Annotated in this window: 9 protein-coding genes; 8 read left to right on the plus strand and 1 reads right to left on the minus strand. The window is 41.1% G+C overall.

Going from position 1 to position 12,076, the window contains the following annotated elements; genetic code table 11:
* Positions 1-215 precede the first annotated feature (215 nt).
* Entirely contained in the window at positions 216-1,508 is a 1,293-nt protein-coding gene (gene ltrA / locus C173_RS20360; protein ID WP_036727773.1) for a group II intron reverse transcriptase/maturase, read from the plus strand.
* Positions 1,509-2,013: 505 nt separating this feature from the next.
* Here the strand turns inward: ltrA and C173_RS20370 are convergent.
* Positions 2,014-2,265 carry a single-stranded DNA-binding protein gene (locus C173_RS20370; protein ID WP_235191965.1) on the minus strand — a complete coding sequence of 84 codons (252 nt, stop codon included), beginning with the start codon at positions 2,263-2,265 and terminating at the stop codon, positions 2,014-2,016.
* 222 nt (positions 2,266-2,487) lie between these two features.
* Between C173_RS20370 and C173_RS20375 the strand changes: the two genes are divergently transcribed.
* The 7 genes from C173_RS20375 (at position 2,488) to C173_RS20405 (ending at position 12,073) form a co-directional block, all read left to right on the plus strand.
* The gene (locus tag C173_RS20375; protein ID WP_051478205.1) at positions 2,488-3,144 is read left to right on the plus strand and encodes a hypothetical protein; all 657 of its coding nucleotides are present in this window, start codon (positions 2,488-2,490) and stop codon (positions 3,142-3,144) included.
* 37 nt (positions 3,145-3,181) lie between these two features.
* Positions 3,182-3,469 carry a recombinase family protein gene (locus tag C173_RS32970; RefSeq protein WP_162174707.1) on the plus strand — a complete coding sequence of 96 codons (288 nt, stop codon included), beginning with the start codon at positions 3,182-3,184 and terminating at the stop codon, positions 3,467-3,469.
* 135 nt (positions 3,470-3,604) lie between these two features.
* Complete coding sequence (locus C173_RS33775) at positions 3,605-3,883, plus strand: zinc ribbon domain-containing protein (RefSeq protein WP_162174708.1); 279 nt, start codon at positions 3,605-3,607, stop codon at positions 3,881-3,883.
* 701 nt (positions 3,884-4,584) lie between these two features.
* Positions 4,585-4,971 (plus strand): 4'-phosphopantetheinyl transferase family protein, encoded by a 387-nt coding sequence (locus C173_RS33785; protein WP_051478208.1) that lies wholly within the window; start codon positions 4,585-4,587, stop codon positions 4,969-4,971.
* Positions 4,972-4,983: 12 nt separating this feature from the next.
* Positions 4,984-5,304 (plus strand): 4'-phosphopantetheinyl transferase family protein, encoded by a 321-nt coding sequence (locus C173_RS35680; RefSeq protein ID WP_081751260.1) that lies wholly within the window; start codon positions 4,984-4,986, stop codon positions 5,302-5,304.
* A 1,329-nt stretch (positions 5,305-6,633) separates the two neighbouring features.
* A complete protein-coding gene (gene loaP, locus C173_RS20400; RefSeq protein WP_036727781.1) occupies positions 6,634-7,224 on the plus strand; it encodes an antiterminator LoaP in 591 nt (196 codons plus the stop codon).
* Positions 7,225-7,555: 331 nt separating this feature from the next.
* Entirely contained in the window at positions 7,556-12,073 is a 4,518-nt protein-coding gene (locus C173_RS20405) for a non-ribosomal peptide synthetase (protein ID WP_036727783.1), read from the plus strand.
* The last annotated feature ends 3 nt before the right edge of the window (positions 12,074-12,076 follow it).

Genomic DNA, 12,076 nt, shown 5'->3' on the forward strand with positions numbered 1-12,076 from the left:
AATGCAGTGAACTGGGGAGACCCTCCCCACACGGGAGAAAAAAATTTTTTTTAAGGAACCCGTAGAGAGACGCTCTATAAGTCCAGAAGACGAAGTGAACCGTCTGTGGGAAGGGAGTCCGAGGGGCTTATAGTACCGAAGAACCTAAGGACAACATAACCTTAGGGAGGGAAGGAGCCCTGCTTTGTTTACGCTTTTGGAGGAGGTACGAGTGAGTGAATGCCAAACGGCTAACGACACCCAAGGAAAAAGTTCAAGAACTCCAAGAAAAGCTAGGTCATGCGGCCAAGGAGAACAACAAGCGTAAATTCCACGCCTTGTATGACAAAGTCTACCGGTGGGATGTGCTGTGCGAAGCCTGGAGACGGGTGAAAGCGAATAAGGGAGCTGCGGGAGTAGATGCCGTAACGCTCGCTGAAATCGAGAAACAGGGAGTGACGAGATTTCTCAAAAGATGTGAGCGAGAACTGAAAGCAGGCAGCTACCATCCGCAGCCGGTACGGCGGCACTATATCCCGAAGAAAGACGGGAAGCCAAGACCGCTAGGCATCCCCACCGTGCGTGACCGAGTAGTGCAGATGGCAACCAAGCTGGTGATTGAACCCATCTTTGAAGCCGATTTTAAAGAAGTCTCCTACGGATTTCGTCCGAAGCGAAGTGCGAAAGGAGCGCTGGAACGAATCCGGAAAGCCTGCAACCGCAAAGAAAATTGGGTAGTCGACGTCGATATCCAAGGCTACTTCGACAACATTAATCAGGAGAAGCTCATGAAATGGGTACAAATGCGTATCAATGACAGGCGAATCCTGAAATTAATACGGAAGTGGCTTCATGCGGGAGTGATGGAAGAAGGAAACCTACGGCGCTCCGATCTAGGTACACCCCAAGGTGGCGTCATCTCGCCACTGTTGGCGAATAGATATTTGAACTACTTTGACCGGTTATGGGAGAAACACGGAAGTAGGTTGGGAGAACTGACGAGGTATGCAGACGACTTTGTCGTGGTCTGTAAAACCAAAAAGGATGCAGAACATGCATATGAACTCATCCGCAACATTATGGAATGTCTAGAACTCACGCTACATCCGACCAAAACCCGCATTGTAGGTCTGTGGACAGGAGACGAAGGCTTCGACTTCTTAGGAATGCACCACCGAAAAACGAAAGCAGAAACTTCTCAAGGGAAGTTGTACTATACCACCCAGCAGTGGCTAACGAAGAAGGCAGAGGAACGCATCCGAGGCGTGGTCAAAGACCGATTAGCACCGCCTGGCATGCGCTGGAAATCGTTTGAGGAACACGTGGAATGGCTCAATCCAAAGATACAGGGATGGAGAAATTATTACTACACGAACTACAGCCAAAAGAGGTTAGCGAAGCTGGATTGGTATATTTTGCAGCGATTCACCCGGTGGTATGCAAAGAAGAGAAATCGGAGGAGATGGATGAGTTCATTCCCGGAGGTCAAGTATATGGCCAATAAGTGTGGACTAAAAACGCTATTGTAATCTGCATGCCCATGAATGACAAACATCGGAAAGCCGTATGAGGGAAAACCTCACGTACGGTTTGATGAGGAGGGGCTGGGTCATACCAGCCCTTTACTCTAGATGACTTGTGTACTGTGTTTAATCCTAATCCTAGACTCACATAGTTCAATCACAACTGTGAATCACATATCTCCAATTACTTATGCAAATGCTTCCAGTTCAGTATAATGAGCTTATGCCAATATTCTAAGGTGGTTATCCGAATGAAAGCATCGCAGGAATTTATCAAGCAATTGGAGCTATTATATGAGCAGTATGAGCAAGAAGTAACGGAGAAGCTGAAGGCGGGTCAACTTGAACCTAGCGCGGCTAAGACGTACCTACGTCATTCATCTACATTTGTCAGATGGTGTCGGAATGACTTTGAGACAGGGGTAAGAAAAGCAGGCAGGGGTTAAACTCAAAAGAACAGGGGCGGTGTTATAAGAGTCACCATCCCTGTTCTTTTAATTTATAAAGTTGATCACAGCTTTTCGTACATTTGCTGATTCTGCGGCGTTTTCCCTAATATCTTAAGGGAATTGCTTGCATGCTTCTCAGCGTAGTTTAGGAACATGGAGCCAAGCTTAGTACGATTACCCTTTGCGATCCGGTTCCACTCAAAGCCCCGAAACAGATCTTTGACAAGGAAGACCTCACCTTGAACCAGACTTGGAACAGTTGCTTTGGCAATGTTCATCAAGTCTTCCAAAGAAGTGTTCTTATCGATTAGCATTTTACATCCTCCGTTCTGTTCGAGATTTTCTCGTAGTAGCTAATAGCATATAGCTAGTAGCTATATGCTACACCTGTCATACATATCCGTCAATCCGTTTATCAGGGCATGCTCGATAATTTACTTGCATTAAACCTCCGTCCAAGTTAGAACGGTTACAACCTCAATGGAAGGGGTTATCCCCAAGCTCGTTGAGAACATCGATTCTAATTGGAGGTTAATATGGACCGAAAAGAAGTCGTTAAGGCGCTGAGCGACCATCTAGGAATAGAGCCTAAGTACATGGGAGTTCCGAGCTTCGCTTACCAGATTGAGACTGATACGGAGATTTACTGGATTGACAGAGCGGGTAAAATCACCACATCGAATGGCACGGAGGTTGCTCTTGACAGCTTACTGACCAGTCAGGTTATTGAGAAACAAGAGAAACCTTTAAAATCAGAAGAACCAGTCAGACTAGTCGGACATGTTGATTCAGGTACTCCAGACAAGCCCGCGGCAAACACGAATGTTTCACTGGAAGTAGTTGTCCCGCTGGAAGGTCACACAGGGATAACACTTAGAAATTTGATTAATTTGCTTTACGGCAAACAAGTACTTGTAAAGAGATCGCTTGGTATTGAAGCGAATTTTATCGAAGATAGTTTTGCTAAAGCCATCAATGATGCTAATGTCGATACAATGGAAAAATTCAAGACAGCGATATTTGAAATTGGCAAACAATATTACCCAGGCATCACCTTCAGTTTTGACAGCAGCACGATCAGTTTTGAATTTTTCCCAACTGAACGCACACCCGAGGAGATGCATGTCTATACGCAGCTTGTTGGATTGCTGAACCAGACCGCGATGAATAATGTCTGCAATCGCATCATATGAGTTGCAACTGATAAGAAAAAGGACGATCCGAGGCAGATTGGAAAAAGTTAGAAATGATAAGAAGATTATGCCCATGCGTGTAGCCCCATTTGGTTTTGATAAGTATGAGGAAGGTCAACTAGTAGTAAATGAAACTGAACGTCAGTATGTTCAAATGATTTATGAATGGTATGTACTTGAGAAACTTACTTTGCGTCAAATCGGAGACCGTCTTTACGGTAAAGTTAAACCTAAACGAGCCGAAAGTTCAAACTGGGGAGCATCCAGTATCAGTAAGATCTTGACTTCAGAAATTTATATTGGAAAGTACTATTACAATCGCTGAGAAACTAAGAAGGTTAAAGGCGAACTCACTGATGGAGGTAATCCCAAAAAATCATACACCTTTCGAGACCGTAAGGATTGGTTGACCGTCGATGTTCCCCCGCTTATAGATAGCGAGATGTGGAAACTGGCACAGATGCAACGAGTTCAAAATGATACAAATAAATACGTAGGCAATAAGAAGTATCAGTACTTATTAAAGTCTTTATTGAAATGTGGACATTGCGGAAGAACATATGATGCGACCACTACTAAAGGTGCTAAAGATAAGGAAACCGGTGAGATTGGTAAAAGTCGAAGATATCGTTGCCCTAATACGGTTCCCAAGAAATATGGACCCGAGATTGAAAAATGTATAGCACCTTCTTTTAATGCTGAGCAAATTGAGGACTACATTTGGGGGCAGGTAATCTGAATAATAACTGATCCTGTGAAGTTTGTTAATCAGATCAAGGGTTCCCCCTCCCCCAGAAACACTACACCCCCAACCCGTAACCCCGGGGAGGTACTTCTACTTCTCTTACACAAACTTCTTGACGCTACCCTTGCGGCTTTAAGATATCGGTTAAGTTATATAAAAAACTTATCGAGTATCTATCATGACTGTCCAATAATATCTCAGCAACTATCCGATCAGAGATATCGCTTGTTTTTTACTTGCAAAAAACAGTATGAAGAGCAGAGACAGCCGAATGTACGGTGGTGTGAGAGGAGGGAGGCTCACCGCCTCCTCCTACTCGATTTATAGCATATTCTTGGCGACAAAGCCTATGGCTCCGAAGCGATTCGGAATTGGATCACAGCTAAACAGGCATCCTACACCATCCCGCTTAAAGCGAATAGTCAAAACCCATGGAACGTCGATTGGTATCGGTATAAAGAACGCCACTTAGTGGAGTGCTTTTTCAATAAAATCAAGCACTTTCGCCGTGTGGCTACTCGCTACGATAGACAAGCCAAGTCATTCTTGGCATTTGTATACGTGGCTTCCATTTTTAAATTGACTCAATGAAGAGTTTTCAGACACGACCTAAATGTGAATAGTATAAAAAATTCTTTCTCACAGAAGTAAAAAAGGCTTAAGCTTCCGTTTATCTTAATTAGGAGAGAAAAACTGTGGACATTATTTGTATAAGATTTACATTACTTGAACAAATAACTTCAATAAGTGAATATATGGTTTACTTAAAGTTTTTACCTGAAGAAAAGTGTGAACGTTTAAGTCGATACATTCGTAAAGGGGACTTTCTCCGGTCGCTGGCCGCAGACCTTCTTATCCGTGTACTTCTCGGTAAGCAATTAGGTTTGAAAAATTCAGATATTCAAATTGAATCAAATGCTTATGGTAAGCCATATTTAGCGACATATCCGGTAGAATTCAATGTGTCTCATTCTGGAGAATGGGTTGTAGCTGTAGTTGGTCAAAGTCCTGTCGGTATAGACGTGGAGAAGATTCAACCAATAGAGATGGATATTGCTAAAAGGTTCTTCGCGGAGAAATAATATAAAGAATTAATTTTAAAGGATGAAAAGGAGAAAATTCAGTATTTTTATGATTTATGGACATTAAAGGAAAGCTATATTAAAGCTTATGGTCAAGGCTTGACCATCCCATTAAATTTAGTATCATTTTCGGTTAACGGTAATGATATTTTATTTGAGAATAGGCACAGCCCTGAGCGTTATTATTTTCGTCAATATCAGGTACATCCTCAGTACAAGTTAGCTGTGTGCAGCTTAAGTGAGGATTTTCCGCCAAAATTCATAATATGGGGTCTTGATCAATTATTAGACGCTGTAAGGCAGTTGGAAGATAGTTCTGGAGAGCATGTTTGAGTAAGGGATGAACAAATATTGATCCAATTTGTCTTATACCTGATGCCCTCACGCCCTGATATGAACAAGGTGGGGGCATCAGGTATTTGTATTATCAATAAAATAACAGGGTTTGGGAAATATGATATTTAGTACATTAAACTTTAAAAAAACAAAGTAATATGAATAATAAGGAAATATTTTGATTAATATGGGGGGGATATTATTAGGGAGGCAAGAGTTTGGAAATTAAATTGTATATGAAGTATCCAATTATTGATTGCTATCCAAATCATGCAAACTTACTATCGATAATCTCACAAAATAAGAATTATTTAGACTGGGTTTTTAATATTTATCTGCAATTATTCGCCGACAAAAATGACTATATAAAAGATATTCTGAGATTAGACTTTTATACAAATGATCATTTCCATTTTTGCTCATGGATTAATCTGCAAAAAGTGTCAAGAAAAATGGTGGATAGGCTTTACAGGTCTTTCACTGATTTTCTTAAAGATATTCTAAAAAGTCTTATGTTTATCTGCTGGTTGATACTTTTTATATTTCGAAATACACCGACACTTTCCAACAAACACATCAGGAACATGATATTTTATCTTTGGAGTAGATACTGACAGAATGGTATTTTATACTGCAGATAACTATGCTAATGGAAGACATAGCTATACAGAAGTTTTGTTTAGCGAATTGAATGCAGCCTACGAAAGTTTTAATATTTTGGATCTTGAAGATTGGTTGGAAGGAATTAAACTTGTCAATTACGAGGTGGAAAACTACTTTGGGATTTAAAGAATGGGAACCGTAGAGAGATATTGTAATCCTAATGATCAATGGATGAGTCATGTAAGTGATATGGGGTATATATGGGAAAATATCACATTATGGTTAACTTTTTAATGTGTGCCAAAGAGGTTTGGAATAAATGTCCTTTATATGTATTGTGGCAGCACAAAAAAGTTATGTTAATGAGATTAGAATATTTGGAACCAAAAAGAATAGTTACGAATTCCTATATTAGCGATTACTTGGAGATTGAACGTGATTCTCACTTGGTCAGCAAATTATATATTAAGTATATATTTACAAAGAATGAATCGTTAAAGATAAAATAATCAATAACCTACAAAAAATTCAGTCGCACGAAAGGGAAGTACTAGCTAAAGTATTGAATGAATTGATGTGTGAACGCGATATATCTGACATTGCTGCAATACAATAATCATACTGAAGAATTTAATATTGTAAACGCAAACATTGGACTAATAAAGTTGGAACAATTCCCTGCCAGTAAAGCCAATACTCTTAAATTAGTGAAGGTGATCTCCTGTGGGTTGGTACGCATTGTATGTTGAAAGCGGTAAGGAAGAAATAGTAACCGACTATTTAATGAAGCAGCATCCGAGTTACAAGTTTGTCCTGCCTAGACGTTATTTGACGGAAAGGAGAGGCGGAGAAACGGTTGCAACGTTAAAATTATTATTTCCAGGCTATATTTTTGCGAATATCGATTCAGGACTAAACTTCCAGAAGTATTACGACTTAAAAAAAACACCTCATTTATACCGTTTAATTAATTACGATACAGAATATTTAAAGCTAGAGTTAAAAAACGTGAAGAAAGTTAACAAAGAGTACTGTGAAACTTTAAAAAGTGAAGCATTTCAAAATAGTTATTTTAAAGAGGTGGATGAAAAGGATTTATTATTTATAACTAACTTGCTCGATGATGGCCATATTATTCAGCCCTCTAATTTTAGAATTAAAGACGGTATAATAGAAGTGGTTTCCGGGCCTCTGGTAGGAAAAGAATATTTGATAAAAAAGATTGATAAGCGCAAGCACAAGGTGAAAATACATGTCTCATTACTTTACGAAGAAAAGGATTTTTACATAGAAGGTAATTATATAGACAACTAATAAGTGTAGTAGAGTTTTTTGAAGTTTCCCGCAGAATTAACACATTTTAAAAATGTTCCATTTTTGTCGAATTTATCTATTGATATATATATAATTCAAGCTGATAATTTAATAGAAGTCTCTATAAGTTATACGTTGTTTCGGCACGATAACCGCTAATGGAGATCATATATTTATAGTTCCCGTAGTGCAGGTGGATACTTGGATGACATGGTGAAACTATGTCTTTATAAGGCAATCAATTAATAAATGCATCTCTGAAACGAAAAAGGTGAGACACCCAGTGTCTTGTCTTTTTTTTATATTATTATATGTACGGAGGTAGTTAGTTATGGAGGAAAGGGACGTACAATATTATCCTTTAACCCATCCTCAACGCAGGGTTTGGGTTATTGAGGAAATTTATTCAGGAACATCCGTCCATAATATTGGCGGCCCGGTAAACATTGGAGGGATGGTTAACTTCAAATTAATGGAGCAAGCTATAAAATCCGTCATCAGAAGCAACGAAGGAATCCGGGTACAGCTAAAAAAAGTAAACGGCGTTGTCATGCAGTTTATAGCGGAATATAGAAGTGAGGATATTGACATCCCTATTATTGATTTCCGCAGTCATAAAGTACCGGAACAAGCATTCGATGACTGGGTGAAGGAAGAAGCGCAACTGCCATTCTTCAAAGAAAACAGTAATCTTTTCCGTTTTGTGATGTACATATTAAATGATAGACAATGCGGTTATTTTGTTAAATTACATCATATTATAGCGGATGGCTGGTCCATCCATTTGTTAACAAATCAGATTGCAGATCACTATAAGCAATTTACAGGAATTCAGGAATATGCGGGTGCAGACGCACTGCCGTTCAGTGAGTATATTGCAATTGAAAACAATTATTTATCTTCAAAGCGGCGTTTAAAGGATAAAGCGTTCTGGTGTGACAAGTTTAACATCATACCAGAAGATTGTAGCTCAGTCCATTTAGAGGTAAAGAAAGGGTGTAGAGAATCATTTATTCTAGACCCGCATACAGCTGCTCAATGGAAACAATATGTTAGAGATAATGAAATTACAATTAACACATTCTTTATAAGTATGTTCGTTGCGTATTTTTATTTGTATTTAAACAAGTCTGAACTGGTAATCGGAACTCCGGTATTGAACCGTTCAGGGAAAAAGGAAAAAGGAATCTTCGGTATGTTCACAAGTACGATGCCGTTCAGGTTCAGGGTGGAGCCTAGTACATCTGTATTGGAGACATTTAAATCCATCCAAAGGGAACTCAAGGAATGCTACTTCCACCAGAAGTATCCCTATGACATGATGATTCACGACCTCAAAGAACGACACCCACATATAAACGGACTGATGAAAATAAGCATCAATTATTACAATACGGCGTTGCCTAATGCTATCAATGATCTGAAAGTTGAAAATAAGGAATTCTACAATGGATGTCAGCTGTACGACCTGCATGTCATCATCAGAGATTGGGACGCAGACGGCGCTCTTACAATTGATATTGACTACAAAACAGATTTGTATTGCAGGGATCAGATCAATCATATGTATGGGACAATTACAGATATCGCGGAACAAATGATAAAGCATCCTCTTAATAGCATACTTGGCCTTCATGTCCCGACTGAGAGTGATAATATCCGGGAAGAGTATAACCGTACAGAATCCGCATATCCCCGGAATAAGCTTGTCTATCAATTATTTGAAGAGTATGTGGATGAATGTCCGGATGCACGGGCTGTAAGCTTCGGCTCAGAGGTTATGACGTATGACCAACTGAACCGGAAGGCCAACCAGCTTGGAAGATTTCTGAGGTCAAGGAATGTGGGTGTGGAATCGGTAGTAGGCATCCTTACCCGACATTCCATTGAGACGGTTATCAGTATACTTGCAGTCTTGAAGACGGGAGGCGCATATCTTCCTTTGGACCCGTCTTATCCGCCGGATCGAATAAAGTATATGCTGCAGGATGCGAATGTACAGATACTTCTTGTTAATAATACATCGTTTCCCGACAATGATTTCTGGGGGGAAGTCGTCCATGTTCAAGACTCATCCCTGTACAATGGGGAAGACAGGAATTTGAACGTTGTGAATTCCCCAGAAGATCTTGCGTATGTGATCTATACTTCGGGATCAACCGGGAGACCCAAAGGTGTCATGATTGAGCATCGCAATTTGGTGAACTATATCTGGTGGGCAAAGCAAGTTTATGTTAAAGCACCCCGCGAGGTGTTTGCATTCTATTCTTCACTCGCCTTTGATCTAACAGTAACCTCCGTCTTTACGCCATTGTTGAGCGGCGGCGAGATCGCAGTGTATGAGGATAATGCGTATGAATATGTTTTTTATCGGATATTTAAAGACAAACATGCGACGGTTGTGAAGGCCACACCCTCACATTTGAACTTAATAAAGGACAAAATATATAAGGAGTCCTGTGTCCATACATTAATCGTCGGCGGTGAGGATTTGAAGCAGGCGTTGGCACAGGCCGTCTATGACAATTTTGACGGGAAGATCCGCATTTACAACGAATATGGTCCGACAGAAACGACGGTAGGTTGTATGATCCACCGCTTTGAGCCGCAACTGGAAAGGGCTGCGTCGGTCTCTATCGGGAAACCCAGCCATAATAACCGAATCTATATACTCGATGAAAAACAAAGGCCAGTTCCTACAGGGGTATCCGGGGAGATTTATATCTCAGGGGATAGTGTCGGGAGAGGCTATATGAATCAACCAGAGACAACTAAAGATAAATTTATGGAAGATCCGTTTAATAAAGGGAACCGGATGTACCGCACAGGAGACTTGGGAAAATTATTAGCCTCAGCCAGTTGCTTGGAGTATCTCGGGCGGATGGACCAGCAAGTGAAGATTAGAGGCTTCAGGGTGGAATTACCGGAAATTGAGAACCTTATGCTGAAGCACAGGAATATTGAGCATGTGACGATTGTTGACCATAATATCAACGGGGCTGTTGCTTTAGTCGCTTATTATGTTGCCAAGAAGGATATTAACGATAAGGACCTTCGACGTTTTGTATCCGGGCAGCTGCCGGATTATATGTGTCCGCTTTACTTTATCAGGATGGATACAATGCCCCTTACCCCCAACGGGAAAATTGACCGTTCGGCACTTCCGGTTCCTGAGCAGGGTGCTTCTGATTCAACGGAGCGCCTAGTGACAGAGAGGGGAGCAGCGGAACATGACATCAGCGGGTTATTTCTTTCTGTCGTCCAAAATATTCTCAATGTCTCCCAATTATCCCTAAAGGATAACTTTTACCATGTGGGGGGCGATTCCATAAAAGCTATTCAAATTGCTTCCGCATTATTAGACCAGTTCGGCTTAAAAATAAGTGTACGGGATATCTTGTCGTTTCCTGTTATTGAACAGATGATAGATTGTTTAGAATTGAATACTGGTAGCGTACAGGAAGTGCTTCAAGGAAATATTGAGGATACACCGATTGTGCGCTGGTTTAAGTCGCAGCAGTTAGCCAGCCCGGGGCACTATATGCAATCGGTGGTACTTAACATGAAGCGGAACACCGATAAGAATATGCTGCAACGGGCGGTTCAAGAGCTCATCCGTGTACATGATGGCTTAAGAATTAACCTGGACAAAGAATCGGGTAGCATGTTCTATAATAACCGGCATTTAAACGTTCCGTTAGTAGTTGGCTCTTATGACCTCAGCGGGCTGTCCGCAGGGGAGCAAGCTGAGCAAATGGACCACATCAGTTTCCAGTTAAACAGGGCTTTTGACCTGAATAATGACCTCTTATTGAGAGTATGCTTGGCGGATTTAGGCGCACAGAGACAAGTATGTATGATCGTGGCCCATCATCTTATCATAGACGGAGTATCCTGGCGGATCCTCTTGCGCGACCTGGACGGACTGATCGGGAAAGGGGGAGCTTTTTCTGCCAATTCCTTGGTGAGAACCCATTCGCTTAAAGAATGGTCCGATGCGATGATTTGCAGGCTGGACGATCTGGAGCAGGAAGAGCAAGAATATTGGAGCGTGGTTGCCGCTAAGTCGGCTTCTTTTCAAGGGGATGATCAGGAAGTAGCCCGGGAAGATGATATCATCGCAAATTGTATTGTGCATGAATGGGGATTCAGTGAGGAAACCACGCTTCATTTGACCACTGCAGCCAACGTGAGGCTTCATTCTTCTATGAATGAATTGCTATTGTTGTCCTTTATAAGGACCATGAACGATTTAACAGGGGAACTCGATATAGTCTTTGAATTAGAAGGGCATGGACGAGATGGCCTGGATACGGATATTGATTTGAGCAGGACGGTGGGATGGTTCACTTCCATTTATCCGGTGAGAATAACGTTAGGGTCAGGCAGCCTGCAGAACCAACTGGGCGAGTTGAGAGACCAACTCCAGGCAATTCCGAATAAGGGTAACGGATTTGGTCTTTTACAATATCATAAGGGTTTGTTTACAGGGACATGCCAGAAATATATCCGGTTCAATTATCTGGGAGATCTGGCGCTTGACATGGACAGTTTTGATCTCGACCTAACCAAGCGGAAATATGAGAATCACCCGGGCAATCAATGTACATCCCTGATGGACATTAATATTTATATAATCAACCGCCGGCTTTTTACAGAAATATGCTATAACCATAAGCGCTATACAATGAAGTCTATTCACCGGTTAGCGGCAATCTTCAAGGAGAATATTGAGAGGATCGCCCAATGGGGGGCAGATTCAGGGGCAGCAGGCAGACGTTGCAATTTAGATTTTCATTCCGTCGATTTAACGCAGGATGAGGTGAATTACATTCTAGATTCATTATAAGTG

It is taken from the genome of Paenibacillus sp. FSL R7-277 (genome assembly GCF_000517965.1).
Taxonomy (GTDB): domain Bacteria; phylum Bacillota; class Bacilli; order Paenibacillales; family Paenibacillaceae; genus Paenibacillus_AQ; species Paenibacillus_AQ silagei.